Here is a 26520-nt window from a genome sequence, read left to right on the forward strand (position 1 = left end):
ATAGGTAAAACAGCGCGTATTGTCGACCATTTTAAGCGCCGGCGGAAAAAGCCTTGTGATCGCGCAAGCTCCATAAACGCAGGCCCATGTGGATCTCCAGCATCTTTCCGGGTTCGCGCCACGCGCCCAGCAGCGCATCGATCGCTTCCAGCCGCTGGCGGAACGTGTTGATATGCAAATCCAGCTTTCCCGCGGCCGCCCGCGCATTATGGCCATGATCGAGATAAGCCAGCAGTGTTTTCGCGAGCTCGATCTTTCGAGGTTCGCCATGCCGATAAAGCCCGCCAAGGCTCGAACACAGGAAAGCATCGATATTCTGCGTGGTCGATGTGTCGAACAAGGAAGCGTAAAGCACCAGCTCGCGTTCTTGAAAAATGGCGTTTTTTCGTCCCAGCGCATTCAAGAACCGCAGGCATCGGCCCGCCGTCTCAAACGCCCGCACGAATTCGGAAGGCATGGCGACAAGTTCCGAGACGACACCGGTGAATTCGCCCCGGTGGCCGCTAAAGCACTGCGTGACCGCCCCCAGCAAACCGTTCAGGGAATGGTCGTTGACCAGGACGACCAGGGACTCGCCCACCTCGCCGAACAAGGCACCGGTCGCTTTCAGCCGCGCCCGCAATTGCTTGACCATATAGGCGCCGCGGTCGGGCCGGGTCTGGATCAGCATCAGGCGCATGGCTTGCGACAGGTCCAGTCCATGGGCGGCCGCCTGCTGCGCCAGCTTTTCCAGATTTCCTTGGGGATGATGCACCAGGCCATGCAGCACAACGGGCACGTCGGAAAGAATGGAGAAATCCCGCTGTTCCTTGAGCAGCAGCACGACACCGGTCACCATGGCGCTGCGCTCGAAAACACGAACGGCCACATCGTTCAGCGCCGATTCCGTATGAATGACCAGGCCGCCCAGCAAGCCCTTGCCGCCCACCACCGCGCAAACCCGGCATACATGCGATGGCAGCGAAAATGCCGTTACCGACCGTCCCAACCTGCGGCTTTCATCGAGCGCGGCATGGATCTTGTCGTCGAACCAATATTCGCCATCCAGGTGGGCGGGGGCCGATGCAAGAAAGCCCGGCGGATCGCCCGCCGATGCGCAGATCTTGCCCCCGACCTCGTCGCGCACGATTACGTGGCCCCCCAGGCGATGGCCCACCATAAGGCATATATCGGACAAGTCTCCGCCGCGCGCGACCAGCGAGGTCAATTGCTCGTGCGCCTCGGCCGCGGCGCGGGTATCGGCGGTCTGGCGGGTCAGCAAGGCGTTCGTCGTACTGGCCTGCCGCAACGCCTTTTGCGCTTGCTCGAACAAGCGCGCATTGCCGATGGCCACGGATGCATGCGCCGCGAGCGTCGACAGGATGGACATTTCCCAGGCCACGTAAGAACGCACGTAGCGGTCGCCCACGAACAATACGCCCACCACTTTGTCGCCTTCCAGCAAAGGCACGCCCAGGATGGACTTGATGTTTTCATCGACCATGGCGGAATCAATGAAGCCGGTATGGATGAACCGTTCGTCCGCGCCGTAGTTGGACGACGAGTAAGGCGTGCGGTTGCGGGCCACGAAACCGCAAACGCCCACCTCCAGCCCTATCCTGATCTGCCTGAACCGTTCGGAAAAAGCCCCGTCCGTCGCCCGCACATAGAAGTCGCTGTTCTCGTCATCGTAAATCGATAGATAGCCCACATCGCAGCCCACCAGCTTGCGGGCGCGCTGCACGATGGCCTGCAACACTCTGTCCAGGTCCGTGATGGCGGTAAGGTCCTGCGCCGTTTCGATCACGGCCAGCAAACCGCGCTCTCGCAACTGATGCTGATCGAGGCGCTCTTTGATGGTGACGCCCATTTCAACGCTTTGGATCAAGCGGGTTTTCTCGGGGCCGTCCGGCAGAAGCCGGACCTGGTCCAGCAAGCCGGCCAGCTCCTGGCGGCGGGCATCCTGATGCAGCAAGCGGACGATTTCAGCCTCTATGGAAGGGGCGGACCCGGCTGTCTGCGCCACACCGCCGCGTTCAACGCTGGAATAAGCCATCGGCCTTGTCCTGAAAAGTGCGAAATAAGAACATACACACAAAAATCATATTTTTATGTGCACTTATAACATGTGAATAGCAGTCCGCCCTACCTATACTGATCCCCATACATCATTATTCGAAACCTACCCGAGACAACGCAAAATGAACCTGGATTCACGCCTGCCCGACTTCCGTTCCCTATCGCCCGCCGGACGCTTGCAGCATATCGCCGAAAAGACGCAATTGAATGCGGAGGAAATCCGCCTGCTGGCCGAAGCCGGCGGCCTGCCGCTGGGCACGGCCGACGGCATGATAGAAAACGTCGTCGGCAAGTTCGAGCTGCCTTACGCCATCGCGGGATACTTCCAGGTCAATGGCAAGGATGTGCTGGTGCCCATGGCGGTGGAAGAACCCTCTGTCGTCGCCGCGGCTTCGTATATGGCCAAGCTAGTGCGTGAATCGGGCGGTTTCCAGACGTCCAGCACCGGCCCCATCATGCGCGCCCAGGTGCAAGTGACCAACGTATCCGACCCCTACGGCGCGCGGCACGCCATCCTGCAAAACCGCCAGAAGATCATAGACATCGCGAACAGCCGCGACCAGGTACTGATCGGCCTGGGCGGCGGCTGCCGCGATATCGAGGTGCATGTGTTTCCGGACACCGCGCGCGGCCCCATGGTGATTGCCCACTTGATCGTCGATGTGCGCGACGCCATGGGCGCCAATACCGTCAACACCATGGCCGAAGCCGTGGCCGGGCCCATCGAGCAGATTACGGGGGGCCGCGTGCGCTTGCGCATTCTGTCCAACCTGGCCGATTTGCGCCTGGCTCGCGCCCGTGTGCGGATATCCCCCAAAACACTGCACACGAAGGACTACAGCGGCGAGGATGTCGTCAACGGCATTGTCGATGCCTATACCTTTGCCGCCGTCGACCCCTACCGCGCCGCCACGCATAATAAGGGCATCATGAACGGCATCGATCCCATCATTGTGGCCACCGGAAACGACTGGCGCGCGGTCGAAGCCGGCGCCCACGCCTTTGCCTGCCGCGATGGCCGCTATACCTCGTTGAGCACATGGGAAATCGCCGGCAATGGCGATCTGGTCGGCACGCTGGAACTGCCCATGCCGGTCGGCCTGGTGGGCGGCGCCACCAAAACGCATCCTCTTGCCCGGCTTTCCCTGAAGATTCTTGGCGTAAGCACCGCGCAGGAACTGGCCGAGATAGCGGCGGCCGTAGGCCTGGCGCAAAACATGGCCGCGCTGCGCGCCCTGTCGACCGAAGGCATACAGCGAGGCCACATGGCTTTGCACGCCCGCAACATCGCGCTTGCCGCCGGCGCGCAAGGCGACGAAGTGGCCTGGGTCGTTCAGGCCATGGTGGCGGAAAAGGACGTGCGCGTCGACCTTGCCGTGCAACTGCTGCAGCAACGGCGGGCCGGCGCCAAATAGCCTTGGCCGGGCAACAAGCAATACCGAAGCAAGGAATTTACCGAAACAGGCGAACAAGCCGGCAGCCAGACCGGTAGCCATCCCACTGGAACAACGGAGACAAACCATGAAAACATCATTTATGCAGCTAAGCACATTGGCGCTGGTCCTGGCCGGCGCCATCGGCAGCGCCCAGGCCCAGGGAAACCAGGACGTCGTGCGCATCGGATTCATCACCGACATGTCGGGGCCCTATGCCGACACCGACGGCTCGGGCGGACTGGAAGCCATCAGAATGGCGGTGCGGGACGCGGGCGGAAAGGTGCTGGGCAAGAAGATAGAAATACTCTCGGCCGACCATCAGAACAAACCTGAAATCGCCGCCTCGCGCTCGCGCGAATGGATAGATCAGCAAGGCATCACCTTGCTGATAGGCGGAGTCAATTCGGCGGCCGGCCTGGCCATGAACACCATCATCAACGAAAAGAAAATACCCTATATCAATATCGGCGCCGCGACCGCCCGCCTGACCAACGAGGACTGCACCCCCTACACCATTCACTACGAATACGATACCGTCGCCCTGGCCAAGGGCACGGGTTCGGCCGTGATCAAGCAAGGCGGCAAATCGTGGTTCTTCCTGGTCGCGGACTATGCCTTCGGCCACTCGCTCGAGGCGGACACAGGCGCGGTGGTCAAGGAAAACGGCGGCACTGTCGTCGGTTCGGTCCGGCATCCGCCGTTCTCGCCGGACATGTCCTCGTACATACTGCAGGCCGCCGCGTCGGGAGCCCAGGTACTGGGCCTGGCCAATGCGGGCTCGGACACCATCAATTCGATCAAGGCAGCCAACGACTTCGGCCTGGTCGACAAGATGAAGCTGGTCGGCCTGTTGATGACCATCAACGACATCCATGGCCTGGGCCTGCCCGTCGCCCAGAAACTGCTGATGACGGACAGCTGGTATTGGGACAAGAACGAGGCCAGCCGGAAATTCTCGCAGCGCTTCTACGAAACCATGAAAAAGATGCCCAGCACCCACCAGGTCGCCGCCTATTCGGCCACGGCAACCTATCTCAAGGCGGTGGAAGCGGTCAAGACCACCGACTCGGACAAAGTCATGGCCGAACTGAAGAAAATGAAAATCGACGACGTCTACACCAAAGGCTATATACGGGGCGATGGGCGCTACATCCACGACATGTATCTGCTGCAGGTGAAAACACCCGAAGAATCCAAGAAGCCATGGGACTACATGAAGATCGTCGCCACCATTCCCGGCGAAGAAGCCTTCACCCAGGTCAAGGATTCCACATGCCCGCTGCTTAAAAAATGAGCCCATCAACCTGAATAGCAAGCCCCGCCGCACGGGGCGCCAACCTGGACTAAAATCAGTGGCCCGGCTTTTCGGGCCTTTTTTTATTTTCCACGGTTTACACAAGCAGAGTCCGCAGCCTATGGCCGTTTTTACCCCCGTCAGCGACAGCGATGCAAGCGAGCTTCTGGCCCGCTACATGTTGGGCGACCTGGTTTCCCTGCGCGGCATCACCGCCGGTATCGAAAACACCAATTACTTCCTGGCCACCACTCAGGGCGAATACGTCCTGACGCTGTTCGAGGTGCTGACCCATGAACAATTGCCGTTCTACATCGAGCTGATGCACCACCTGGCCATGAAAGGCATACCGGTGCCGCATCCGCAAACCTTGCGCGACGGCACCCGGCTGACCACGCTGCACGGCAAACCCTGCGCCATCGTCAGCCGGCTTTCGGGCGGCTACGAACCCGACCCCGGCGCGGCCCATTGCGCGCTGGCGGGGGAAACCCTGGCGCGGGCGCACCTTGCGGGAGCGGATTTCGGCATACGCCAGCCCAATCTGCGCGGCCTGCCCTGGTGGCAGGAAACCGTACCCAAAGTGCTGCCCTTTCTTAGCCGTTCGCAAACCGCGCTGATCCAGCAGACGCTGGACGAGCAGACCCGCTTTGCGGCCACCGCCGCCTACAAGGCGCTGCCCCTGGGCCCGGCGCATTGCGACCTGTTCCGCGACAACGTGCTGTTCGACGGCACCTTCGACATGCCGCGCATGGGCGGCTTCATCGACTTCTACTTCGCCGGCTGCGATACCTGGCTTTTTGACGTGGCGGTCAGCGTCAACGACTGGTGCATAGAACGCAACACCGGCGTGTTCGACGACGAGAAGCTGCACGCCTGGCTGGACGCCTACGGCCGCGTGCGCCCCTTCACCGCCGAAGAGGAACAAGCCTGGCCGACCCTGCTGCAGGCCGCCGCCCTGCGGTTCTGGGTCTCGCGGCTGTTCGACTTTTACCTGCCCCGGCCCGCTCAAACCCTGAAGCCGCACGATCCGCGCCATTTCGAACGCATACTGCGCGAACGCCGCAACACGCCGGCACGCCCTCTTTCCATCTAGGACTCCAATCGCATGCAAGCCGCCATCCTTCCCATCACATCCGGCTGGATCTGGATACAAGATGGATTCAAGCTCTTCAAGCGCCAGCCCATGGCCATGTTTTTCTGGAGTTTGATGACCGGATTCCTGATCACGGTTAGCTACCTGATTCCGCTGTTCGGCCAGATGGCCCTGATCGCCGGCACGCCGATACTGACCTTCATCACCCTGTGCGCCTGCCGCCATGTGGCCGCCGGGCATCCCATGCTGCTGTCCATGTGGCTGGAACCCCTGCGCGACCGCGAAACCCGCAGGCGCCTGTTCGGCCTGGGCCTGGCCTACCTGGCCTTCTGCATGATGGGCGGCTTCCTGGCCACCCTGCCCTTCATGGACAGCCTGATGACCGCCATCAATCCGGAGGGCGTGCTGGACGAACAAGCTCTGCTGGCCGCCATGCGGGGCCCGCTGATTACCTTCGGCCTGCTGTACGTGGTGATTTCCGCGCTGTTCTGGCACGCGCCCGCGCTGATAGGCTGGCACAAGATACGCATGCGCCAGGCGCTGTTCTTTTCCATGGTGGCCTGCTGGCGCAACAAACTGCCCTTCCTGGCCTACGGCGCCAGCTGGGCCGCGATCTTCTTTGCCGTGCAGATGGCGGGTAACTTCATCAGCGCCATGGGCGTGGCGCCGGGCACGGTGCAGATACTGCTGACGCCCGTTAACATCATTGTGGCCGCCGTGCTGTACTGCAGTTTCTATCCGGCCTATGTCAGTGTGTTCGGGGCGAATCACCCGTCGGAGCAGTGACGGCCATACACCGCCCACCGGCGTAACGCTAGATGCGCTGGATGATGGTCGCCGTCGCCATGCCGTGCCCTATGCACATCAGCTGCATGCCGATTTCGCCGCCGGTGGCCTCCAGGCCGGCCAGCATCTTGCCCATCAGTGCCGCACCGGTTGCGCCCAACGGGTGACCGTGCGCAATTGCCCCACCCCAGGGGTTGACCTTGTCCATGCCTGCCGGAAACTCGCGGCCCCAGGCCAACACCACACTGGCAAAGGCTTCATTGATCTCTATCCAGTTCAGATCGTCCAGCGACAGGCCCGCGCGCGACAAAGCCAGGTGCGTGGCGGGAATGACGCCCGTCAATTGCATGACGGGATCCGACCCCACGGCCTGCCTGGCAAGAAAGCGGGCGCGCGGCCGCAGCCCATCCGCCACGGCGGTATCGCGGTCCGCGATCAGGACCGCGGCGGCGCCATCAGCGATCTGGCTGGCGTTCGCGGCGGTAACCCGGCCGGTTTCAGGCGAGCGGAAAACCGGCGCCATGGCTGCCATTTTGCTATCGTCTATGGAAGATCGTATGCCTTCGTCGCGCGTCATGAAGCATTCCTTTCCATCCGCCCCCAAGCCCGCCATCGGCAGCACTTCGGCATGCCGCTTGCCATGCGCCGCCTGGTCGGCGCGCCGATGGCTTTCCTTGGCATAGGCATCCAGCTCGGCGCGCGAAATAGTCCAACGCTCGGCGATGCGCTCGGCGCTTTCGACTTGATGGATAAGCGGATAACGCTCCAGCAAGTCGGGATTCAGGCCATCGAACCCTCGAAAATCGTCGCGCCCCAGAGTCAGGTCGGTGAACATCGGAACGCGCGACATGCTTTCCACGCCGCCCGCGACGATATAGCGCGCATCGCCCGCCGCAATGGCCTGGGCGGCAAAATGAACCGCCTGCTGGCTCGACCCGCACATGCGGTTCAGCGATACGCCGGGCACCGACGCGGGCAAATCCGATAGCATGACGGCCAGCCTTGCGATATTGGCGCCCTGCTCCCCGGCTTGGCTTACGCAACCGGCGATGACATCGTCCATCTTGTCCCGGGCCGGCTCGTTGCGGGCCCACACCGCGCATAGCACGCCCGCCAGCAAGGCATCCGGCCGAACGTTGCGGTAAGCGCCCATCCTGCGTCCGAAAGGCGTCCTGACGGCGTCGATGATCACGGCTTCGCTCATGGTTCATTCCCAATAGTGGACAAGGGCCTGGAAAGCTATCGCCCCAGGAAAGACGGGCGGCGCTTTTCCAGGAAGGCCGCCGCCCCCTCCTGAAAGTCGCCGGTCTGGGCGCAAGCCAGGAAGGCCGCCTGCTCGGCCGCCAGTTGCGACGGCAGGCCGCGGCCTTGCGAAGCGCGCAGCAAAGCCTTGATGCGGCCCAGGGCCACGGTGGGGCCGCTGGCCAGGCGCTGCAGCAATTGCTCGGTTTCGGCCTGAAGCTCGCCTGCCGGAACGATGCGATTCACCAGGGACAGGCGCAGCGCCTCGCTCGCATCGACGGTATCGGAAAGCATGACGATTTCCATGGCCTTGCGCAGGCCGACCACGCGCGGCAGATGCCAGGAAGCCGAAGCATCGGGGCTGGCGCCTATCTTGGCATAGGCCATATTGAAGCTGGCATCGTCGGCGGCAATGGCCAGGTCGGCAGCCAGCATCAGGCTTACGCCGGCGCCCGCCACCGCGCCCTGAACGCTGGCCAGTACGGGAACAGGCAGGGCCGCCATCATCTCAAGCCCGGCATGCAAAGGCTGGATAATGCTTGCCGCCGTGCGGGACGAATCGACGCTCAGTTCCGACAAGTCGCCGCCCGCCATGAAGGACCTGCCTGCGCCATGCAGCAGCACGGCGCGCACGTCCGGCGCCGAGGCGATGGCCGACACGGCCTGCCTGAATGCCCGGGCCATGGCGACGTTGGCGGCATTCAGGGACGCGGGACGATTCAAACAGATGCGCGCGATGCCGTGCGAGATATCCAGCAACAGGGGCGAAGAGGTGTCGTGAGTCATGTCCGCTCAATCCACAGGGTGAAAAAGGCCGGGCAAAGCGGCGCGCAGCATCTGTTCGATAAGCTCGTCGGCATTCAGTCGGCCATCGGCCTTGTACCAGCTGACCGTGAAATTCATTCCGCCCAGAACATGTTTTCGAATGACAGCGGCATCCCCATGCACCAATCCACTGGCCGCCGCATCGTCTATGGCCCTGTGCCACAGTTGCTCATAGGCGTCGCTAAGCTGCTGGACGGGAACCCGGGCCTGCGGCGAAAGGCTGCGCCACTCGTAGATCATGGCATGCATGGCATCGCCGCCCACCCCGCTGATAAGGCTGGCCATATGCAGGCGGAACAGGCCTTCAAGCCTGTCGGCCGGCTGTGCATGGCGGCGCATCAGCTCGCGGCCTTCGTCGATGACCGACTGGATGCCGTTGGCCATGACCGCGACCAGTATCTCTTCCTTGTTGCGAAAGTAATGGAACAGGCTTCCCGAACGCAGTCCGACGGCATCGGCCAGCTCGCGCACCGTCGTGCGCTCGTAGCCGCGCTCGCGGAACAGCCGGGCCGCAGTCAGAATTACCGCCGTGCGACGGCTTTCGTCGCCAGGCGCGGCGGCGGCGCGCAAGCTTGCCGGCGCGCTCATGTGTACAAGGCCTCTATCTGCGCCGCGTACCCCCGGTATATGCTGGCGCGGCGCACTTTCATGGTGGCGGTCACTTCGCCGTCATCGTGATCGAGCTCTTTGATCAACAAGTGGAAGCGCCTGATGCGCGATACATCGGCAAGCTGACTGTTGGCCGCTTCGATCTCCCGCTCGATCAACGCACGCACGGCATCATGCTCGGCCAGCGAGCGGAAATGCGTGAAGGCGATGCCCTGCGATTCGGCCCATTTGGCCACCGTATCGAACTCGATCTGGACCAGGGCCGAGACGTATTTGCGCCCATCGGCGATGACGATGCACTCCTTGACATAGGCGCTGGCCTTGACCTTGTTCTCGATTTCGGAGGGCGTCAGGTTTTTGCCGCCCGCCGTAATCATGATGTCCTTCAGGCGGTCCACGATGCGCAGCATGCCATCCTCTTCGGCAATGACGTCGCCCGTCTTCAGCCAGCCGTCCTGCATCGCGGCTTCGGTCTGTTCCGGATTCTTGTAATAGCCCTTGAACACCATTTCGCCGCGCACCAGCAGTTCGCCTTCATCGCCCCGGCGATACTCCACGCCCGATATCGGCTCGCCCACCGTGCCGAAGCGAATGCGATCGGGGTGCTGCCCCAGTATCATGCCGCTGCTCTCGGTCAAACCGTATACCTCGACCAGCGGCAGGCCCAGGCTGCGGAAATAGCGCAGGATATCGGGCGGGATCGGCGCCGCTCCGGTCAGCGCGATCTTCGCGCGCCGCAGGCCGATGAAATTAAGCAGCGCCCGCAATACCAGCCAGTACCAGAACGCATAGGTAAGTTTCTCCGCAAGCGTGCGCTGCCGCGCCGATTTCCCGGCAAAGGGTTCGCAAGCCCGCAGGGCGCCTTGGTACAAGGCGCGCATCCATGGCCTGGCCTCCTGCATCTTGATGGCAATGGCGGCATGCAGCTTTTCCCAAATGCGGGGCACCCCCAGGAACATGGTGGGGGCCACTTCGCGCAGGTCTTCCTGCACGGTGCGTATCGATTCGCCGAAGTTCACCTGAGCGCCCGAATAGATGGGCACAAAGGTCGTCAGCATCTGCTCGGCCACATGGCATAAAGGCAGATACGACAGATGGCTGTCATTGGCATCCAGGCCGAGCCTGTCCATGATGCCGGGAGCCACGCCGCGAATGTTGCGATACGAAATCATGGCGCCCTTGGGCTTGCCGGTGGAGCCTGAGGTATAGATCATCAGGCCGATATCGCCCAGCGTCTGGCGGGACAGCGCCAAGTCCACGACTTCAGGGTGCGCGGCATGACTTTCGGCCCCCATGCGCTCCATTTCGGCAAAAGTACAGATCAGTTCCCGCGCATCGGCCGGGTAAGCGCGCAGGCCCTTGGACTCGATGACCACGATGCGGCGCAAACGTGGAAGCTCGTGCAAGGCCTGCAGCACCTTCTCGACCTGCTCCTGATCCTCGCACACCACCAGATCCACATCGGCATGATGCAGCACGTAGCTGATCTCCGACGCCGGGCTGGTGGGATACAGGCCAACCGTGACGGCTCCCATCGCGCCCGCGCCCATTTGCGCCAGCACCCATTCGATGCGGTTTTCGGACAGCACGCCGACATGGCCGCCCTCGGCCACACCCAGCGCGCGCAGCCCCATGCCCACATGGCACGCACGCCGCCAGTAATCGCGCCACGTGTACGGCTGCCATATGCCGAAGTCCTTCTGCCTTACGGCAATGCGGCCGGGAATGCGCAGAGCCTGCTCACGCAGCATTTGCGGCAAAGTCAGCTCGGGGAGGGGGGCGAAAGAAGACCGCATGACCCGCTCCTAGGACAGCCAGCGCTTTCTGCGCTTGTAATGCTTGACGCTGCGAAAATCGCGCGCCTCGCCGCCCCCGCCCACGCCAAGGTAGAACTCGCGCACGTCGGGGTCCTGTGCCAATTTCTCGGCCGTGCCGTCGATCATCACTTTTCCAGTTTCCATGATGTAGCCATAGTGCGCCACCGCCAGGGCAACCGAGGCATTCTGCTCGACCAGCAGCATGGCCGTGCCCTGCTCGATATTGATGCGCGCAATAATGGTGAATATGCTTTCCACCAGCATGGGCGACAGCCCTAGCGACGGCTCATCAAGCAACATCAGCGCGGGCTTGGCCAGCAAGGCGCGGCCTATGGCCAGCATTTGCTGCTCGCCGCCCGACAGGTAACCGGCCAATCCGCGCCGCCTTTCATACAGCCGTGGGAAATACTCGTAGACCAGATCGAAGTCGGCGCGCCCCGCGCGCCGGCCTGACAAGGCATAGGTGGCCGCCACCAGGTTCTCCTCGACCGTCAGGTCTTCGAATACCCGGCGCCCCTCCATCACGTGGCTCATGCCGCCGCGCACCAGTTCCTGCGGCGCCAAGCGGGCCACATCGCGCCCGTTGAAGGCGATGCGGCCTTTCACCAGTTCGCCGTCCTCCAGTTCCAGCAGCCGCGATATCGCCTTGAGCGTCGTGGACTTGCCCGCGCCGTTGCTGCCCAGCAAGGCCACCACCTGCCCAGCCGGCACAGACAGGGACAGGCCCCGCAAGACCTGTACCGCCTTGTTGTACACGACCTCGATGTTGTTGATATCGAGAACCGGGCTGGCGCCCGGCGTATGCGCGGCAGCAGTCGTCATGACGGGCCTAATCCAGCTTGATCCAGTCGGAAGCGGGAACCATCTTCTTCTGGCTGTAATCGGCGCGGTAGATGCGACCCACCGGAATCGAATTGCCTTTGATGCTGACGGGTATGCCGATGATGCCGCCGGTATCGAAATCCTGAATCGACTGCAGTCCGGCTTTCATGTTGGCCGCGGTCAGTTCCTTGCCGACGGCCAGGGTGCGCTTGACCGCCTCGGTCATCAGCATGGCGGCCAGAAAACCCTGGGTGTAAGCCGTGCTCTGATATTCCGGGCGCATCTGGCGAATCTTCTTCATCATCGGCGCATCGCCCTCTTCGTCATAGTAATAACGGAAAGGCATCACGCCCATGAAGCCATCGGCGTTCTCTCCCATCTTCATTACCGTGGAATTGTCCATGGTCCAGAAGGTGCCCATGTAGCGGCTTTTCAGCCCCATCTGCTTGCCCTGCGCAATGAATTCCGGAATGGGCGCCAGCACGTAGCCATGAAAAATGGTGTAGTCGGGGTTGGCGCGGCGCAGCTTGAGCACTTCGGTGGATACATCCACGCTGCCCGGAGGCGTCATGATTTCCGCCGCCACGTTCAAGCCCAGGGTCTTGGCGACCGCACGCGATTCCTCGATGGGATCCTTGCCGAACTCGGTGTCGGAATATACAAAGGCCACCTTTGCGCCCGGCTTTTCCTTGGCGATGTAGCGCAGCAGGATGCCGAACATCTCGGTGTAGTCGGGACCCACCAGGAACTGAGCCGGAAACTTTTCGGGATTGTTGATTTCCGTGGCGAACGAGGCTCCCGTCATCAGGATATTGCCCACGCGATTCAGCTCGGGATTGATGGTCTTGGAAAACCCGGTGGAATCGCCGTAATACAAGCTGACCTTGTTCTGGCTGGTGATTTTCTTGAATGCGGCCACCGATACATCCACCTTGTAGGCGGTGTCTTCCGGCACATAACGAACCTGACGCCCATCAATGCCGCCGGCCTCGTTCAGCATTTTTACGTAATCGCCCATGCCGGCGTGTATACCCACGCCCGCGAAGGCGAATACGCCGCTCATGGGGATGGAGCCGCCGATGACAATATCTTCCTTCTGCTGCGCAAGCGCCCCGCCCGATAGCGCAAGGCCGGCCGCGATCGACAGAGGTAAAGCAAACCGCCTGACCAGGCCGGGCAAAGATAGCGTATGAATCATGGTTGTCTCCTGGGTGTTGTAAAAGCAGCCGCGCACCGCTTCAACTGCGAAAAGGCCACAAGTGAAAGAAACGCCGCAGCCTTCGCCACATTTCGGCCAGCCCCTGCGGTTCAAAGATCAGAAACACAACAATCAACATGCCAAACACAATGGTTCGCACCGGCGAGACAAAGCGCAAAGTATCGCCTTCGATGGGCAGCCAGCCGACCGCGATTCTTAGCACCTCGGGCACCATGGTCATGAACACCGCACCCAGAATGGCCCCCAGTATGGATCCCATGCCGCCGACGATAATCGCAGCCAGAAAGAAGATGGACAGGATCAAGGGAAAGCTTTCGGGCGTGACCACGCGAAAGAAATAGGCCCACAAGCCGCCCGCCACGCCCGCATAAAATGAAGAGAGGCCGAAGGAAAGCAGCTTGTAGCGCAGCAGGGGTATGCCCAGCACCTCGGCCGAGATATCGCGGTCGCGTATGGCGATGAAGGCCCGGCCCACCCGGGTGCGAAACAAATTGGCGGCGCCCAGCACCATCAGCAGCGTGATCGGGACGATCAGCCAGTAGATGCGGAAGGACGTGTCCAGCGAAAGGCCCAGCAGCCGGGGCGGCGGCACCGTCATGCCGCCCGACCCTCCAGTGAAGCCCAGGTTGGCAAAGATAAAATGCGCAATGAAGGAAGCGGCAATCGTCACGATGGCCAGGTACAGGCCCTTGACCCGCAACGACGGAATGCCCACGACCATTCCGCCCAGCATGGCCACCCCGCCCGCCGCCAACAGATTCAGCAGGAAAGGCGTGCCGTAGCGCTGCTCCAGAACCGCAACGGTGTACGCGCCCAGGCCCATGAAAGCCGCCTGCCCCAGGCTGACCAGCCCCGTATAGCCGGTAAGAATGTTCAACCCCGTGGCGCTGGCGGCGTGTATGGACACCAGGCAAGCCAAGTACAGCCAATAGTCGTTCGCCAGAAAGGGGTACACGGCCAAGGCAGCCAGGAACAGCGCCATCCATACTCGCTGGGTGGACGTGTCGAACAAGGCCTCGTCCGCCCTGTAGTCCTGCCGTGCCGTGCCTATGCGCATGATCAGAGCCTTTCGATTTCACGGGTGCCGAACAGGCCGTAGGGCCTGAGCATCAACACCACCACCAGCACAATGAAGGTAAGCAGCAGCTTGTACTCCCCGCCCAGATAGGCGCCGGCCCAAGCCTCCACCACCCCGATCAAAAGCCCCGCCAGCAAGGCGCCCACCACGCTGTCCAGTCCGCCAACGATCACCACCACCAGCACCGACAGGCCGAATATGCCCATGGACGAAGACAGTCCGCCTATGGCGCCCACCGCGATGCCCGCCACAGCCGCCAGCGCCGCGCTGGCCACCCAGGCCAGCGAGAACACCCTGGGCACATTGATGCCCATGGCGTAGGCGGCGCCCTGGTCCGACGCCGTGGCGCGCAGGGCCACCCCGCCGCGCCAATAGCGAAACAGCGTCACCACAATGGCCACCAGCCCCACGGCCACCAGGAAGCTGTAGAACACCTTGGATGAAATGAAGGCCTCGCCAAGAAAAATTGGCTCGGAAGGCAGGAACTCGGGCAGCCGCCGCTGGTCGGCCGTCCAGATAAGCTCTACCAGGCCCACCAGTATGGAGCCCAGGCCCACCGTTACCATGAACACCGAAATCGGCGATTCGCCCAGCATGGGCCGGATGGCGAGGCGCTCGATAATGCCGCCCATGGCCCCGCTGGCCGCAATGGCCAGCACCACGGCAAGCCAGATCGGCAGTTGCATGCCCGACGCGAAAGCGAAGAAGATATACGCGCCCATCATCAGCATTTCGCCTATGGCCAGGTTGACCACCCGGGTCGCCTTGTACACAATCACGAACGCCAGCCCGGCCAGCGCGTACAGGCCGCCGCTGCCTATGCCGGCCAGCGTCACCTCGGACAGGAACAGCCAATCCATCAGGCCGCCCCCGCCGCTGCGGGCCCGCGCAACCGGCGCCGCAGATCGGCCACATCGCCCGCGCCCAAGTAAGCGCGCACGACCTCGGGATCCGCCTGCACCTGGGCCGGCGTGCCGTCGGCAATAACCTGCCCGAAGTTCAGCACCACCACGTGGTCGGAAAGATCCATGACCAGCCCCATGTCATGCTCCACCATCAGCACCGTAACGCCCCACTCCGCCCGCACATCAAGGATGAAGCGCGCCATGTCCTCGGTTTCCTCGCGATTCATGCCAGCCACCGGCTCGTCCAGCATCAGCACCTGCGGCTGCATGGCCAGGGCGCGAGCCATCTCCACGCGTTTCTGCAAACCATAGGGCAAGGCCGACACCGGAGCATGGCGGATGTGGTCGATTTCCAGGAAGTCGATGATGCGTTCCTCGATATCGGCGCGCAAGGCCATCTCTTCGCGCCGGGCCGGGCCCAGGTAGAACAGGCCTTGCAGAATATTGGTCTTCAGGTGGCAGTGGCGACCCAGCTTGATGTTGTCCAGCACCGACATGCCGCGAAACAGCGCGATGTTCTGGAAGCTGCGCGCCAGGCCCAACCGAGCGCGCCTGGGCGCCGGCAGGCGGGATATGTCCTGGCCCTTGAACTGCACCGAGCCCTCGTTGGGGCGGTAAAAGCCGGAAATGGTATTGAACAGCGAAGTCTTGCCCGCGCCGTTGGGGCCGATGACCGTCGTAATGGAGCCGGGCGCCACACTGAAGCTGACACCGTCCAGGGCCTTGACGCCGCCGAACGCCAGCGTAAGCCCATTTACCCGCAGGACAGGGTTGCCAGCCTCCACAAAGTCTCCCTTATGTGCTTTTTGTAGCCTGCCCTTGGCCTATTCCGGCTTAACCGAGCAAGCGCTTGGTTGAACAATGCATTAGCACCGTCTGGAAAACAAGCTCGGGCTTTCCCTGTGATGCAGTGCATCACGCAAGGCAAGGCGGATGCGGCGCGGATAATCGGGATAGGCGGCGCAATAACCCGCCGGCAGCTCCACCACGCAAGCCGCCCTCAGGCAGATCGCCGCGCGCCAGGGTGGCAAATCTTTCATGCACTGGATTACCCTGCCATGCCGATTCAGAAACACCACATCGATGGCATACCTCAGCCCGAAAGTATGTACGGCGTTACAGGGGATGATGCAAAGCCCGGCATGCCATGGCAGGCCTGGATAGGCATGCAAACCCAGCAGGCGCTGGCGAAAGGTGGCGGCAACAGCCATGCGTAGACAGCCTGTATCCACATCGGCGCAGACGGTCCCGCGTCTTCGCCGGCCGCCAGGATGGCCTATCAATAGTCCACCGCGAACAGCTTGATGGCAATGGGAAAACCGATGATCAGAAAGGTGCATGGAAAAATGCAGAACACCATCGGAAAAAGCATCTTCACCGGCGCTTCCAGGGCCAGCTTTTCGGCACGCAGAAAGCGTTCGGCTCGGCGCTGCTCCGACTGAGAGCGCAGCAACGGCCCCAGACTCATGCCCAGTTGATCGGCCTGCGTCAGGGCCGTCACCAGGCTGCGCACCGCCGCCAGGCCTGTCCGTTCGGCAAGCTCATCCAGCGCTTGCAGACGCGGCAGGCCGGCGCGCATGTCCGCAAGCGCATGCCGCAACTCCGAACGCAAAGGCCCTTCAGGGCCGTGCTGGGCCGCCTGCTGCAATGCGCCTTGCAGATTAAGCCCCGCCTCGACGCATAAGGTAGCCATATCCAACAGGAAGGGAAGCTCGCGCAGCATCTGCCCTTGCCGACGCCGTCCCAGGTCGAAAAGCCAGCGTAGCGGCCACCACATGCATGCGGCCCCCGCAATCAGGCCCATAAGCAGGCCTTGGGCAAGGTTCAGTCCACCCCGCATGCATAACATCCCTACCGCAAGCGCAGAAAATGCGAACGCAAACATCTGCAAGGCAACGATATGTTCAGGCTTCCAGAAAGTAGGCAGTCCGGCGGTGCGCAGGCGCAGGCGCAGGGATAACCTTGTACGCCAGGAAATGAATGGCTCGCACATAACAGCCATGGCCAATACCCACGGCCATGCCGACCGCAGAAGCAGACCAGCCGGGCGCGGCTCCACATCAGGCGTGCCAACAACCACAGGCCGTGTAAGTACCCAGACCGCCGAGCACAACGACACCCCGGCCGCAAAGCAACTGATCCAGAAAAACATGCCGTTCCCTTTTTTGCCTATACCTGAATACTGACGATGCGAAGTATGAAGAAGATGCCTATAGCTTCCAGCAAGAAAATAATGCCCAGCACCGACCAGCCCAGCGGCGTCTCCCAAAGCACCGCCATGGCGGCCGGGTCAAGGCGATACAGAACCAGCGCCAGAACGGCGGGCAAACAGGCCATGATCCAAGCCTGGAGGCGGCCCTGCGAGGTCAGGGCATGAATGCGTCCGAGCAGATGCAGTCTGGCCCGCAAAGTGACGGCTATCCCTTCCAGCGTTTCCGCCAGATTGCCGCCGCTTTGGGCGGCGATCTTGAGAGACGACGCTACCAGGCCCATGCCTTCAGTCGGCATGCGCTGATATAGTCCGCCCAGTGCGTGTTCGAACGACAGCCCCATGCGCTGTTGGCGCAGCATCAAGCCAAATTCCTGAGAAAGAGGTATGGGCGATTGAGCCACGATATGGCGCAAGGCGCCCTGCACACCCGATCCCGCGCGCAGCGCCCCGGACAGCGCCATCAACATGTCGGGCAGTTGCCGATCGAAGTTCCTCAGGCGTCGCAGCCTAAAGCGCCGAATGCCGTATTGAGGCGCGGCCAGGGAAGCCGCGCCTGCGGCGGCGGAAAGCCACCCTTCGCCAAGCAGGACATAACTGGCCGAAACGACAAGAGCGCACACGACAAGATTGGCCAGCCACAGTTGCGAGGGATCCAAAAAAAGGAAAAACTCCCCCATGCGCTCGCTGGCTTCCTGTTTGAAGGCTTGCCGATAGCGCGCGTAGGCACCGCTCAATGAGCGTTGTAGAAACCAGCTGAGCACCGCCATCGCCACGGCAACGCCGATGATAAACAGTTCGATCATGCATAGGCTCCTTTGCCCCATGGGGCGTCGTCGCCGCCTTGAGTTCAGGCAACTTAGAAACTGGCGATATCGTCGGTCAAGGCCAATTCAGTATATTGATCGAATAGCGAAACCGGCAGGCCGGGCTGGCCGGCCCGGTCGGTAAAGCATTCGGGAATAACTCCGCAACCGGTGAACGCCGGTGCGGGCCCATGAACATAGCGGAACAGCTCCTGGGTCTGTATCCGCCCGCTTTCCATCCCTGTTACCTCGACGATAGCGGTAATGCGGCGTTTTCCATCGCTCAGCCGCGCCTGCTGAACGATAAAGTTGATGCTGGCGGCAATGTGCTCGCGAACCGCCGCCAAAGGCAGATCCATACCGGCCATGAGAATCATGGTTTCCAGCCGAGACAATGCATCGCGCGGGCTGTTCGCATGCAAAGTCGTCAACGAACCCTCGTGCCCGGTATTCATGGCGGCCAGCATATCGAAGGCTTCGCCGCCACGGCATTCGCCGATGACGATCCGATCGGGCCGCATACGCAAGGCGTTACGCACCAGATCGCGGATATCGATCCGGCCGCGGCCTTCAAGATTGGCCGGCCGGGACTCCAACGCCACCAGGTGCCGGTGGTCCAGACGCAATTCAGCCGCATCCTCTATGGTGACAATGCGCTCGCCGTCCGGAATGAAATTGGACAATATATTCAGCAGCGTCGTCTTGCCCGAGCCTGTTCCACCCGACACAATCACATTTTTCTTGCCCAGCACCGAAGCACAAAGAAAATCGCGCATGGCGCAATCCAGCGCACCCACACGCAGAAGATCTTCCATGTCGGGACGTGCCTGCGGAAATTTACGTATCGTCAGACTGGCGCCGCGCAGGGCCACCGGAGCAATCACCGCATTCACCCGCGACCCATCGCGCAGCCGCGCATCCACCATGGGCGAGCTTTCATCGATGCGTCGACCCAAGGGCGAAACAATACGCTCAATGACGCCCAGCACCGCTTGTTCGCTGCTGAACGCTGCAGGATGGCGGCACAGCCTTCCATTGGATTCCACGAAGATTTCATCGTGTCGATTCACCATGATTTCGCTGATGGCGGGATCCGCCAACAGAGGCTCCAGTGGGCCAAGTCCTACAGCCTCGTTCACCACGTCCATCAGCATCTGAGCGCGATCGACCGAATCCGGCAAGCCGCTGTCCCGAGCAATGATCTCGCCCAAGGCGACCATCGCTTCACCTCGTAAAGCATCGTCGCTCATGGCGGCGATGTCACGGCGACGCAAGTCCAGCGCTTCGAGCAAAATCGTATGCAAACGCCGCCGATGATGGAGCAAGGCGTCGGAAGGCTGTTGTAAAGAAAAAGAAGGATCGTCCTGCTTTGAAGCCACGCTCACGGCTTTGCTCGAAACCTGCGCAAGCCCGGGCTCGTCGTCCTTCAACGCCGGAGATATCGCCACGAGACCGGATGCCTGCGCTGCAGCGCATTCGGCCGTTGCCATACTGGGCAATTCACGTAGGCGAATAAGGCAAGGTCCAATGACGATTTCATCGCCTGCGCGTAGCGGGCCGTAGCGGGTTATCCGCCGGCCATTGACCAGCGTGCCGCTAAGCGCACCGAAATCCTCGACGAATATACCGCCCTCGCCTTCTTCAAGCAGGGCATGCCGCCTCGCCACCCGCCATGCCTTCAGGCATAAGCCGGCACTGGCCGAGCGTCCTATTTCCAGCGGCAAAGCGACACTGCGTGTCTGGACAAGTCCATCTTCAAAGTGCAATTCCATGTCTAGCATCGCCTACTCCGTAAAGGCCTGCCGGTTCGTACCTACCCGTACGATGCTTTCCTGTACAACAGGAAACGGCAAAGCATGCCCCTCGCCCCACTGAGAACCTTCCCCGGCCCAGGGGTTCCAGGAATGCTGGAGCGTCGGCACGAGCGCATCCGGCAAGGAACCGCGGGAAGACACCGGCACGTTCATCCGTGGCGGCTCGGGAAAGCTGGCATCGAGAATTTCACGGCTGTTGCGGATCCGCTGCTCAAGATCAGGGTGATCCGCGGCCACCAGAACCGGCGTGACGAAGATCGCCAGCTCGGTTTCATTGCGCTGGAATCGCGTCGATCGGAACAAAGGACCCAGTATGGGGATATCGCCCAGTCCCGGCACCTTGTCCACATTGCGCGACTCCTCGCGCGACAAAAATCCGGCCAATACCAGGGTCTGGCCGGAGCGCACATTGAATTCCGTGGCGGCCCGGCGGGTTTTGAGCGATGGGCCATTAGGCACAGACAAAGACGTGTCGACCGAACTGACCTCGACTTCGATGCGCGAACGCACGGCGCCATTGCGTTCGATTTTGGGTGTGATGCGCAGCGAGACCCCATAAGGCTTGAATGCCGTATTGGCATTGCCATTGGCATCGACGGTGGAGTAAGGAACTTCTCCGCCGGCGAGAAATTCAGCGGTGGCGCCGCTGCGCGCCAACAGCTGCGGTTGGGCCAGGACAACGGCCGTGCCGGTTTGCGCCATGGCATTGATCTGTGCCGAAAGCAAGGCATTCACGCCGAAGTACCCCGCCGCCGCAGTGGCGGGAAACGCCAAAGGCATTGTCGCCTCGCCAGGACGCTCGGCCCATCTTTTGCTGCCCCCGTCCCAGACCAGCCCCGTGCTTACACCGCCCGCGGTAGCGGTATTCCAGCGCAAGCCCAGTTCTTGCAACTGGACCCGTGGCACCTCTACCACTTGAACATCGAGCAACACCATACGATCCCAGCCAACCTGGCCAGTGAGATCCAACAATGAGGGGTAGCGTTTGGAAAGCTCAGCAATGCGTTCCCTATCGCCGTCGGATAAATCGTCCCCTTCCACCACCAGCTTCTCGCCGACCACCGATATCCGGGCATGCGGGATACGTTCTAGGACACTGCGCAGCTCTTGTTGGATCCGCCGCGTGCCCTCTGGCGTGACATCGACCTGGTAATGATGCCGACGCCCGGTTTCGGACCATATCTGCAGGGTGCTGGACCCTTCGTTGCGTGCAAACACAATTACTTCCTTGTCATCGGTGGCGACCGCATTGATTACATGCCCATCCCCGACCGCTACCCGCGCCACGTCAGGTATTGCCAGCACCTTGACTTCGCCTGCCTGCAAGCTGAGCAGACTGTCCCGCCTTGCCGCTGAACAGATCGATGTCGCCAGCAACAGCAGACAGCATAGAAATAATCGGGATGGGCGCATCATGACCGCGCCCTATTCCGATACGACGCCGTCGAGGGCGCTGCGCAGATCAGACAAACTTGCATCGGCCAGAGTGCCAGGCATCGGCCCTTGGGCTGCCTCGCGCATCCATGCGCTGACCAGTTCCGGAGCATAAGGCAGATCGAATACGCCAGCGGCCTGAGAGGCCGCCGCCGATGGAATCAGCCTGGGTACGCTGCGCACGGCCTGGTTGCCGTACAGGACCGGAACTTTTCTTGATGCCGCCGGCGGCGGCCGATTGACACCAAGCAGGCTGGCCAGATCGCCGCGTACCGCCTTCTGCGTCGATTCGCCATCATGCGGCGGCCGCAATACGGCCGTAATGACCCCGCTTTGTCTGGCCGCCACCAGCTTGACAGCATCCTCGGGCGCGGTGTCGAGAGTCACCGTGGCATAAGGAGCCGGCGGTTTGTTTCCAGAGCCCGGTGCATGCTGCGTGGTAGCCCCTGTGGCGAGAACCAGGACGCCTTGCAGCAAGGGTGCGGTAATCCGCCGCCGTTGATATTCAAACGAAACATATAGATCAATGAGATCGCCGGGCTGCAGCAGTCCTGACACTGAATTGATGGCATCTACAGGCATCGTGATGGCCCGCCGCCCCGAAGCCAGATAGCTGGAGAACGCGCCCGCCTCGTGTGCCGCCGCATGAACCGGCAAGACCGGATCGCCCGAACGCAATGGCGTACGGAGCACTGTGCCGCTAAGTTCGGTATAGCGTTCGGGCGGAAGGCTGTCGCTGGAAACCAAAGCGGCTGGAAATGACCGTATCACCAGATGCGCTGGCTCAAGACGGGTTCCCGCCGGCAGATCGTGGGCGGCGACGATGCGCTGGGCCATGGGGACCTTGGCCCGGGCCTCGATAAGCTGGACACGGTCTTGAAGATACTGCCTTGCGGCCCAAGCTGAACACACTCCGGCTGCCAGAGCAAACAGCAGCATGGCCACCGACCGGTTGAATACGAACAGCCGCATGGAATCTCCCTTGTGATCTATTCAACATGATGGATATACAAGTCGGTACCCGAAGGCCTCTCTTGCGGAAACAACATCAGGCGGGACGTTGACCGCCGCCAGGCGCTATGGCCGGCCAGCCCGGCGATGGTCGGTTCGGCCTCCCAGCCTTCAGCGCGCAACTGCCGGCGGACATAGGCGGTAAGTGCCTGCATGGGCAAGCCTATGCTGTAGACATACTGCGCCACCGTTGGCGAAGGTGAGCTGCTGCGGTAAGCAAACCGACGCTGTGCCGGCGCCGGCAACCATGTGAATCCAGGTTCAACATCGGCCTGCCCGCCGTTGATCGAATCCAGGCCGATGCGCATTGCCGATACATAGCCCGCCGCACCTGCCGCCACGGTATCTACCTGGGCGAGCCAATGCCAATCGGCCTGCAATCCCGACAAGATGATCGTGTCCTTGACTGCCAGGACGCGCTGGAAAAGACCGGAGTGAGCGGCCAACGATCGAGCCACCGTAAGCATCGCTTCATCGGATGAAAAAGACTTGAAGTGCGTGGGAACACCTGACATGGACATGGATTGAACGGGCTCCCAGCGCAGTCCTTGCACGACAAGTGAATTCAGGCGCTCCGGCACGGCTGGAACGGCCCAGGCGGCGGGAGACATCCAGATGCATGCCAGCAAGCCAAGGCGAAGCCTCCGACCCGCCGGCCGCCGCCGTTCGAAGCTCACCTTGCCGTGGCCGACATGGGGGCCGGAATCATCGATCATGCTGCCTCCCTGTAGTGATTAGATGATGCTGAGGCACCCGTCCCGCCCAAGAAGCCAGCCAGTCAAACTCGGGCGCGGGGCGATCCCAAGCCGAGTCCACCGGGTTCATGATGGCTGCAATTCTGCCGCCGGTGGTGTAGGAGGTGTCGGCACTGCTGCTCCAGGCAAGCTGGGACTGCGCCAGTACCTGTTGGACTTGCGTATCGCCGGAGGCATGACCGGCACCGGTCAGGATGGCCGTATGCCGGCTCATGGGCGGATAGCCGATATCAGCGTGGTACCCGACGGATTTTTCCGAATCATGGTCCCACAGCGGCAAAATGCCCGACAGCGATACACCGACATGCAGTACGCCGGAATCCTGTATGCCCCAATCATTGCGCAAGGCGTCAGCGGATTCGCTTTGCCCGCCCGGCTGCGCATAAGAGCCCAGGACTTGCCGGCGGATGGACAGTCCGACGCCGTTGCCCTTATCGCCCAACACAAGCTGCCCACGGCGATCGGCCCACTGATGGGCCGGCCCGGAAAAAAAATGCTGGGTGACATCCCCTGGCTTGATCGCGGTACCGGCCCTCGCCTGTTGGAACGCGGCATATCGGCTGGCATGCTGCGCCGACAAGGCCATATCCTGAAAGCGCCCCAGCCACGCTATGGCTCCATAAGCGGAAAGCAGCACGCCCAGCACGGCAATGCCTTCCGCCATCGCCTGGCCTCTTTGCCTGGGGGTAAGAGGCTGGCGGGTGATCGTAGCCGCAGGTATGCGCAAATGAGAGCTTGTCATGGCCGCAACCTTTGCAGCCATGGCGAACGGTAATGCGCCACAAGTCTTGCCTGCCAATAGGGATGGAACAGATTACCCGTCTCGCGAAGCCCGTCGCCGCGCGCTTCGGGTCGCTGATAGTACGTCTCGGCGGCGCTGCGTGCCGTGACGACAAGGTCCTGGGGGCCTGCATGCCTGAGGCTCACACTGAACTGCAAGGTCCGATCGATCACGTTGCCTGCCGTATCGATGTAGGCAGGCAGGCCGCCGCCCCGCCAACGCTGCCGGGCGGCGGAGGCTTTTGAATTAGCCAATGGATTTGCGTTGCCCGATGCGATGTTCCAGTCGGTCGCTTCTTGGACCCAACGCCAGAAATCCTGAGCCGAGAAATCATCCGGAGGGTCATCGACATGAGGCTGATCCATAGTCTGTGATGCCGCGCTGGGAATCCAGCCCCACCCCATGGCATATTCCCGGTGGTAACAGCCTATCCAGCGGTTGGATCGCAGGGCGTGAAAGGATTCGGTATCAATGGATTGCCATCGGCCTTGAGCATCCAGTAGGGTATCGCCGCGACGGCGCAATTGATGCCTGGATGCGGGACAGCGCCCATCCACCATCCATGGATTGGAGGCAGTGTGATTGCGCGCCGACAGGAAACCGTACATCTGCGCAACCTCGTCCACCAGGCCGCGCAAAGGCCCATGGCCCGAATATGCCTGCACATAGCCTGGCCAGTTGTCGTCATCGATAGTCAGGTCAAAGCTTGAGCCCGGCGCGACGCCCGGATAATTGTGGCCCAGCACCGCTTGCATTCCCGCCCACCGGGTTTGCGGAAGTTCGCGGGCGATGTCGCCCTGGACACGTGCCAATACATTGCGGATGGCGTGATCGTGAGCGGAGTAGGCCTGTGCCAGTCCGCCTTGGGATCCGGCAAGATGCTCCAGGCCATAGGCCTTGCTTGCCGCCGCGTAGGCCGCTCCATGGCCAGGCCCGAACAGCATGGCAATGAGATGAAGCGGCGGATTGCCGGTACCCAGCTGACGCGCCTGCGTACCACCCAGGGCGGCCCATGATCCAAGCGTGACCAGGTGCGCCAGTGCAAGCTGATGCCCCACATGCGCGCGATTGATGTAGGCCATCATGTTAAGGGCTCGAGCCTGGATCAATGCGCCACTGTAGGTGGCCGCATCCAGCGCATGAAGCTGCCTGGCCTTTGCGGCGACCACCTGTCCGGTTGAAAAGTAACGAACGAAGGCGATCAGGGCGATTCCCGCCAGCAGCATGCCCAGCACCATGGCCTGCCCTTGCTGCGCGACGGTCGACGCATTCCGGTGCGATGGGGCGCTCATTGGCCCGCCCCTGAATTGCCTGTAAAGGATTTAAGGGTTTTGGCGGCGGTTTGAGCGGCGGCGGCCTCGGCCGCCGACTGCGCCATGCGCGATTGCTCGGAACCATCTTCGCCGGCGAGTTCCTTGGCCATGGCCGCCGTTTGCGAGCGCACCACCTGCCCGAACATTTGATAGACCGCAATGGCCGCGACCGCCACCAGCGCCACCACGATGATGTATTCGGTCATGCCCTGTCCGCTTTGCGCATGGCGTTCTTTGTGCACGATGCTCTCCCGGCAAACAATCAGGATTGCAGTGTGCCCGCACACAAGCCATGCGCCAATTCGGAAATCCCGAGTTAGGCAAACGGATCAGTTGGCCAAATTCATCGCCATCGGGATCAAGGAATCACCAGTCGGCAACATCGCTAGTGAACGCCGTGGCTCGCACAATTGGAAAAAATATTTCGACATTTCTACGCTTTTGCCCTGAGAGGATTGAATATCTCGATACCGGCAAAATCCTTTTCGTTGTCGGTCACTACAATACAATTGTTTGCCTCGGCAATGCCCGCGATAATCATGTCAAGTGCGCTTTTCGGTTGTCCTGCTGTTTTACCTTGAGCCATCAGACGAGCCCAGATAAGACTCGCATTTTCATCAAACGCAAGAATGCGGCCCGAGAAAAGCGCCTGCGGACCTTCTGGTCCGGAGAACCAGGCTTCGAGTTGATCGCGCCGTTTTCCGCCAGATTTTTCCAGTATGCCTCGGCGGATTTCCGCGAGCGTCAAAGAGGCGATAAAGAGATCCTCGTCACGCTGATCCGACATCCATGCAAGCAACGATTCCGACGGAGCTGGCTTGATGACGTTGCTAATGATATTGGTATCAAGAAGATAGCGCATCAGAATTCAACCGGACGCCCTTCTTCGCGTGTACGCCTCAAATCAAGATCCGCATCAACCAGAGGTGAGCGTCGCAAGGCAGCCAGAATGCCGCCTTTCTGTCCCGGTTCGCCCGTGATCGTCCGCTTAACAGCAGCGCGCAGCCGTGAAGCTTCAGGTCCATCCTGAGCCAGTCGACGCGCCAATGATCGGATCAGGTCGCGGTCTGTATCGCGGCCCAACACCTCAAAACGCGCAAGGCCGCGTTCACTGAGACGAGTCCGATAGCTGCGGATCGCGCGGTTCTGCGAAGTGCTCATAGATGACCTCCTGTCCTTACCAGTAATATATCCAGATACCTGAATTTTATCA

At 61.5% G+C, this 26520-nt stretch carries 26 protein-coding genes; 4 read left to right on the plus strand and 22 right to left on the minus strand.

The features are described 5' to 3' along the window. Positions 1–31 precede the first annotated feature (31 nt). A complete protein-coding gene (locus V0R37_RS14760; RefSeq protein WP_420375243.1) occupies positions 32–2035 on the minus strand; it encodes a helix-turn-helix domain-containing protein in 2004 nt (667 codons plus the stop codon). Between the two features lie 145 nt (positions 2036–2180). Here V0R37_RS14760 and V0R37_RS14765 point away from each other — a divergent pair, with 145 nt between their 5' ends. The 4 genes from V0R37_RS14765 to V0R37_RS14780 all read left to right on the plus strand — a co-directional run bounded on the left by V0R37_RS14765 (position 2181) and on the right by V0R37_RS14780 (position 6667). After that, on the plus strand, positions 2181–3473 hold the full coding sequence (locus V0R37_RS14765; RefSeq protein ID WP_420375244.1) for a hydroxymethylglutaryl-CoA reductase, degradative: 1293 nt from the start codon (positions 2181–2183) through the stop codon (positions 3471–3473). 106 nt (positions 3474–3579) lie between these two features. Then, complete coding sequence (locus tag V0R37_RS14770) at positions 3580–4788, plus strand: ABC transporter substrate-binding protein (RefSeq protein ID WP_420375245.1); 1209 nt, start codon at positions 3580–3582, stop codon at positions 4786–4788. Between the two features lie 121 nt (positions 4789–4909). Next, entirely contained in the window at positions 4910–5881 is a 972-nt protein-coding gene (locus V0R37_RS14775; RefSeq protein WP_420375246.1) for a homoserine kinase, read from the plus strand. A gap of 12 nt (positions 5882–5893) precedes the next feature. After that, complete coding sequence (locus V0R37_RS14780) at positions 5894–6667, plus strand: BPSS1780 family membrane protein (RefSeq protein ID WP_420375247.1); 774 nt, start codon at positions 5894–5896, stop codon at positions 6665–6667. Positions 6668–6695: 28 nt separating this feature from the next. Here V0R37_RS14780 and V0R37_RS14785 read toward each other — a convergent pair whose 3' ends face one another. From V0R37_RS14785 to V0R37_RS14885, 21 genes are all read right to left on the minus strand, one after another. Further along, positions 6696–7871, minus strand: a complete 1176-nt coding sequence (locus tag V0R37_RS14785; protein WP_420375248.1) for a thiolase family protein — start codon at positions 7869–7871, stop codon at positions 6696–6698. A 35-nt stretch (positions 7872–7906) separates the two neighbouring features. Next, positions 7907–8695, minus strand: coding sequence for an enoyl-CoA hydratase/isomerase family protein (locus V0R37_RS14790; protein ID WP_420375249.1), 789 nt, complete (start codon positions 8693–8695; stop codon positions 7907–7909). Positions 8696–8701: 6 nt separating this feature from the next. Continuing rightward, a complete protein-coding gene (locus tag V0R37_RS14795) occupies positions 8702–9322 on the minus strand; it encodes a TetR/AcrR family transcriptional regulator (RefSeq protein WP_420375250.1) in 621 nt (206 codons plus the stop codon). Continuing rightward, positions 9319–11139, minus strand: coding sequence for an AMP-dependent synthetase/ligase (locus tag V0R37_RS14800; protein ID WP_420375251.1), 1821 nt, complete (start codon positions 11137–11139; stop codon positions 9319–9321). The genes V0R37_RS14795 and V0R37_RS14800 overlap by 4 nt, the downstream gene beginning before the upstream one ends. A 9-nt stretch (positions 11140–11148) precedes the next feature. Then, positions 11149–11982: an ABC transporter ATP-binding protein gene (locus tag V0R37_RS14805; protein ID WP_420375252.1), complete on the minus strand. Its 834-nt coding sequence runs from the start codon at positions 11980–11982 to the stop codon at positions 11149–11151. 7 nt (positions 11983–11989) lie between these two features. After that, positions 11990–13180, minus strand: a complete 1191-nt coding sequence (locus V0R37_RS14810) for an ABC transporter substrate-binding protein (protein WP_420375253.1) — start codon at positions 13178–13180, stop codon at positions 11990–11992. Between the two features lie 40 nt (positions 13181–13220). After that, the gene (locus tag V0R37_RS14815; protein WP_420375254.1) at positions 13221–14258 is read right to left on the minus strand and encodes a branched-chain amino acid ABC transporter permease; all 1038 of its coding nucleotides are present in this window, start codon (positions 14256–14258) and stop codon (positions 13221–13223) included. Positions 14259–14260: 2 nt separating this feature from the next. Further along, positions 14261–15139, minus strand: coding sequence for a branched-chain amino acid ABC transporter permease (locus tag V0R37_RS14820; protein WP_420375255.1), 879 nt, complete (start codon positions 15137–15139; stop codon positions 14261–14263). Then, positions 15139–15969 carry an ABC transporter ATP-binding protein gene (locus V0R37_RS14825; RefSeq protein ID WP_420375256.1) on the minus strand — a complete coding sequence of 277 codons (831 nt, stop codon included), beginning with the start codon at positions 15967–15969 and terminating at the stop codon, positions 15139–15141. The genes V0R37_RS14820 and V0R37_RS14825 overlap by 1 nt, the downstream gene beginning before the upstream one ends. Before the next feature lie 81 nt (positions 15970–16050). Beyond that, positions 16051–16524 (minus strand): DUF192 domain-containing protein, encoded by a 474-nt coding sequence (locus V0R37_RS14830; protein ID WP_420375257.1) that lies wholly within the window; start codon positions 16522–16524, stop codon positions 16051–16053. After that, positions 16464–17024, minus strand: coding sequence for a type II secretion system F family protein (locus V0R37_RS14835; protein ID WP_420375258.1), 561 nt, complete (start codon positions 17022–17024; stop codon positions 16464–16466). The genes V0R37_RS14830 and V0R37_RS14835 overlap by 61 nt, the downstream gene beginning before the upstream one ends. A 329-nt stretch (positions 17025–17353) precedes the next feature. Next, the gene (locus tag V0R37_RS14840) at positions 17354–18199 is read right to left on the minus strand and encodes a type II secretion system F family protein (RefSeq protein ID WP_420375259.1); all 846 of its coding nucleotides are present in this window, start codon (positions 18197–18199) and stop codon (positions 17354–17356) included. A gap of 53 nt (positions 18200–18252) precedes the next feature. After that, complete coding sequence (locus V0R37_RS14845; RefSeq protein ID WP_420375260.1) at positions 18253–19980, minus strand: TadA family conjugal transfer-associated ATPase; 1728 nt, start codon at positions 19978–19980, stop codon at positions 18253–18255. A gap of 3 nt (positions 19981–19983) precedes the next feature. Continuing rightward, on the minus strand, positions 19984–21429 hold the full coding sequence (locus V0R37_RS14850; protein ID WP_420375261.1) for a type II and III secretion system protein family protein: 1446 nt from the start codon (positions 21427–21429) through the stop codon (positions 19984–19986). Between the two features lie 9 nt (positions 21430–21438). Continuing rightward, complete coding sequence (gene cpaB / locus V0R37_RS14855) at positions 21439–22419, minus strand: Flp pilus assembly protein CpaB (RefSeq protein ID WP_420375262.1); 981 nt, start codon at positions 22417–22419, stop codon at positions 21439–21441. Positions 22420–22436: 17 nt separating this feature from the next. Continuing rightward, on the minus strand, positions 22437–23174 hold the full coding sequence (locus V0R37_RS14860) for a hypothetical protein (protein ID WP_420375263.1): 738 nt from the start codon (positions 23172–23174) through the stop codon (positions 22437–22439). Then, positions 23164–23955 carry a hypothetical protein gene (locus V0R37_RS14865; protein WP_420375264.1) on the minus strand — a complete coding sequence of 264 codons (792 nt, stop codon included), beginning with the start codon at positions 23953–23955 and terminating at the stop codon, positions 23164–23166. The genes V0R37_RS14860 and V0R37_RS14865 overlap by 11 nt, the downstream gene beginning before the upstream one ends. Then, the gene (locus V0R37_RS14870; RefSeq protein ID WP_420375265.1) at positions 23952–25286 is read right to left on the minus strand and encodes a hypothetical protein; all 1335 of its coding nucleotides are present in this window, start codon (positions 25284–25286) and stop codon (positions 23952–23954) included. The genes V0R37_RS14865 and V0R37_RS14870 overlap by 4 nt, the downstream gene beginning before the upstream one ends. Beyond that, positions 25283–25513 (minus strand): hypothetical protein, encoded by a 231-nt coding sequence (locus tag V0R37_RS14875; RefSeq protein ID WP_420375341.1) that lies wholly within the window; start codon positions 25511–25513, stop codon positions 25283–25285. The genes V0R37_RS14870 and V0R37_RS14875 overlap by 4 nt, the downstream gene beginning before the upstream one ends. 227 nt (positions 25514–25740) lie before the next feature. Then, positions 25741–26169, minus strand: coding sequence for a type II toxin-antitoxin system VapC family toxin (locus V0R37_RS14880; protein WP_420375266.1), 429 nt, complete (start codon positions 26167–26169; stop codon positions 25741–25743). Further along, entirely contained in the window at positions 26169–26468 is a 300-nt protein-coding gene (locus V0R37_RS14885) for a hypothetical protein (protein WP_420375267.1), read from the minus strand. Before V0R37_RS14885 ends, V0R37_RS14880 begins: the two co-directional genes overlap by 1 nt. Between the last annotated feature and the right edge of the window lie 52 nt (positions 26469–26520).

Source organism: Pollutimonas rozaliensis, from assembly GCF_048751585.1.
Lineage (GTDB): Bacteria > Pseudomonadota > Gammaproteobacteria > Burkholderiales > Burkholderiaceae_B.

What these genes read in the sequence shown, in the direction of transcription:
- V0R37_RS14760 (WP_420375243.1), bottom strand. Translation starts at nt 2,035, where the DNA reads ATGGCTTATTCCAGCGTTGAACGCGGCGGTGTGGCGCAGACAGCCGGG.
- V0R37_RS14765 (WP_420375244.1), top strand. Translation starts at nt 2,181, where the DNA reads ATGAACCTGGATTCACGCCTGCCCGACTTCCGTTCCCTATCGCCCGCC.
- V0R37_RS14770 (WP_420375245.1), top strand. Translation starts at nt 3,580, where the DNA reads ATGAAAACATCATTTATGCAGCTAAGCACATTGGCGCTGGTCCTGGCC.
- V0R37_RS14775 (WP_420375246.1), top strand. Translation starts at nt 4,910, where the DNA reads ATGGCCGTTTTTACCCCCGTCAGCGACAGCGATGCAAGCGAGCTTCTG.
- V0R37_RS14780 (WP_420375247.1), top strand. Translation starts at nt 5,894, where the DNA reads ATGCAAGCCGCCATCCTTCCCATCACATCCGGCTGGATCTGGATACAA.
- V0R37_RS14785 (WP_420375248.1), bottom strand. Translation starts at nt 7,871, where the DNA reads ATGAGCGAAGCCGTGATCATCGACGCCGTCAGGACGCCTTTCGGACGC.
- V0R37_RS14790 (WP_420375249.1), bottom strand. Translation starts at nt 8,695, where the DNA reads ATGACTCACGACACCTCTTCGCCCCTGTTGCTGGATATCTCGCACGGC.
- V0R37_RS14795 (WP_420375250.1), bottom strand. Translation starts at nt 9,322, where the DNA reads ATGAGCGCGCCGGCAAGCTTGCGCGCCGCCGCCGCGCCTGGCGACGAA.
- V0R37_RS14800 (WP_420375251.1), bottom strand. Translation starts at nt 11,139, where the DNA reads ATGCGGTCTTCTTTCGCCCCCCTCCCCGAGCTGACTTTGCCGCAAATG.
- V0R37_RS14805 (WP_420375252.1), bottom strand. Translation starts at nt 11,982, where the DNA reads ATGACGACTGCTGCCGCGCATACGCCGGGCGCCAGCCCGGTTCTCGAT.
- V0R37_RS14810 (WP_420375253.1), bottom strand. Translation starts at nt 13,180, where the DNA reads ATGATTCATACGCTATCTTTGCCCGGCCTGGTCAGGCGGTTTGCTTTA.
- V0R37_RS14815 (WP_420375254.1), bottom strand. Translation starts at nt 14,258, where the DNA reads ATGCGCATAGGCACGGCACGGCAGGACTACAGGGCGGACGAGGCCTTG.
- V0R37_RS14820 (WP_420375255.1), bottom strand. Translation starts at nt 15,139, where the DNA reads ATGGATTGGCTGTTCCTGTCCGAGGTGACGCTGGCCGGCATAGGCAGC.
- V0R37_RS14830 (WP_420375257.1), bottom strand. Translation starts at nt 16,524, where the DNA reads ATGCACCTTTCTGATCATCGGTTTTCCCATTGCCATCAAGCTGTTCGC.
- V0R37_RS14835 (WP_420375258.1), bottom strand. Translation starts at nt 17,024, where the DNA reads ATGCGGGGTGGACTGAACCTTGCCCAAGGCCTGCTTATGGGCCTGATT.
- V0R37_RS14840 (WP_420375259.1), bottom strand. Translation starts at nt 18,199, where the DNA reads ATGATCGAACTGTTTATCATCGGCGTTGCCGTGGCGATGGCGGTGCTC.
- V0R37_RS14845 (WP_420375260.1), bottom strand. Translation starts at nt 19,980, where the DNA reads ATGCTAGACATGGAATTGCACTTTGAAGATGGACTTGTCCAGACACGC.
- V0R37_RS14850 (WP_420375261.1), bottom strand. Translation starts at nt 21,429, where the DNA reads ATGATGCGCCCATCCCGATTATTTCTATGCTGTCTGCTGTTGCTGGCG.
- cpaB (WP_420375262.1), bottom strand. Translation starts at nt 22,419, where the DNA reads ATGCGGCTGTTCGTATTCAACCGGTCGGTGGCCATGCTGCTGTTTGCT.
- V0R37_RS14860 (WP_420375263.1), bottom strand. Translation starts at nt 23,174, where the DNA reads ATGATCGATGATTCCGGCCCCCATGTCGGCCACGGCAAGGTGAGCTTC.
- V0R37_RS14865 (WP_420375264.1), bottom strand. Translation starts at nt 23,955, where the DNA reads ATGACAAGCTCTCATTTGCGCATACCTGCGGCTACGATCACCCGCCAG.
- V0R37_RS14870 (WP_420375265.1), bottom strand. Translation starts at nt 25,286, where the DNA reads ATGAGCGCCCCATCGCACCGGAATGCGTCGACCGTCGCGCAGCAAGGG.
- V0R37_RS14875 (WP_420375341.1), bottom strand. Translation starts at nt 25,513, where the DNA reads ATGACCGAATACATCATCGTGGTGGCGCTGGTGGCGGTCGCGGCCATT.
- V0R37_RS14880 (WP_420375266.1), bottom strand. Translation starts at nt 26,169, where the DNA reads ATGCGCTATCTTCTTGATACCAATATCATTAGCAACGTCATCAAGCCA.
- V0R37_RS14885 (WP_420375267.1), bottom strand. Translation starts at nt 26,468, where the DNA reads ATGAGCACTTCGCAGAACCGCGCGATCCGCAGCTATCGGACTCGTCTC.